Below are 1192 nucleotides of genomic sequence, written 5' to 3'. Positions count from 1 at the left end.
GTCATCCTCGGCAAGCAGGCCATCGATGACGACATGAACGCCACCGGCCAGATGCTGGCCGCCCTCCTCGGCTGGGGCCAGGGCACCTTTGCCAGCAAGGTCGAGATCGCCGACGGTGCGGCCAATGTCACCCGTGAGGTCGATGGCGGCCTGGAGACGGTGAAGCTGAAGCTTCCGGCCATCGTCACCACCGACCTGCGCCTGAACGAGCCGCGCTACGCCAGCCTTCCGAACATCATGAAGGCCCGCAAGAAGCCGATCGAGACGATCAAGCCCGCCGATCTCGGCGTGGACACCACGCCCCGCCTGAAGGTGATCAAGGTGGAGGAGCCGCCGAAGCGCCAGGCCGGCGTGAAGGTGGCCTCCGCCGCCGAGCTCGTCTCGAAGCTCCGCAACGAAGCGAAGGTGATCTGAAGATGACCGTCCTCGTCCTCGCCGACCATGACGGCGCCTCCATCAACCAGCCCACCCGCTCCGCCATCGCGGCCGCCGGCAAGCTGGGCGATGTCCATCTGCTGGTGATCGGGCCGGAAGCCGTGGCCCAGGCCGGCGCGAAGATCGCCGGCGTCGCCAAGGTGCTGCATGCCGCGACCGAGCACCTGCTCGCCGAGCCCGCCGCTGCCCTCATCCAGAGCCTGGCCGGCAACTACACCCATCTCCTCGCCCCCGGCTCCGCGCTGGGCAAGAACGTGATGCCGCGCGTCGCCGCGCTGCTCGACGTGCAGCCGATCAGCGACATCTCGGGCATCGTGGATGCCGACACCTTCGTGCGCCCGATCTATGCGGGCAACGCGCTGGCGACGGTGCAGTCCTCGGACGCGAAGAAGGTGATTACCGTCCGCGCCGCCTCCTTCGATCCGGCGGCTCCCGAGGGCGGCTCCGCCGATGTCGAGCCGGCGCAGCCCGCCGCCGACCCGGGCGTCTCCTCCTTCGTCGGCGCCGAGATCGTGAAGAGCGAGCGCCCCGAGCTGACCGCTGCCCGCGTGGTCGTCTCCGGCGGCCGTGCCATCGGCTCGGCGGAGAACTTCAAGATCCTGGACGGCATCGCGGACAAGCTCGGCGCCGCCGTCGGCGCCTCCCGTGCCGCGGTGGATGCTGGCTACGCGCCGAACGACCTGCAGGTCGGCCAGACCGGCAAGATCGTCGCGCCTGAGCTCTACATGGCCTTCGGCATCTCGGGCGCGATCCAGCA

Annotated in this window: 2 protein-coding genes; both read left to right on the top strand. The window is 69.5% G+C overall.

What is annotated here, in order from left to right; translation table 11 throughout:
- On the top strand, positions 1-414 hold a 414-nt coding region (locus tag ACO1BU_RS37490; RefSeq protein ID WP_424140922.1), incomplete at its 5' end, for an electron transfer flavoprotein subunit beta/FixA family protein.
- A gap of 2 nt (positions 415-416) precedes the next feature.
- Positions 417-1192: electron transfer flavoprotein subunit alpha/FixB family protein (locus ACO1BU_RS37485; RefSeq protein ID WP_424140921.1), on the top strand; the 776-nt coding region annotated here is incomplete at its 3' end.

It is taken from the genome of Roseomonas chloroacetimidivorans (assembly GCF_049629625.1).
GTDB lineage: Bacteria > Pseudomonadota > Alphaproteobacteria > Acetobacterales > Acetobacteraceae > Roseomonas > Roseomonas chloroacetimidivorans.
Note: the sequence above shows the minus strand (reverse complement) of the source record. Positions and strands in the feature narration are given on the sequence as shown.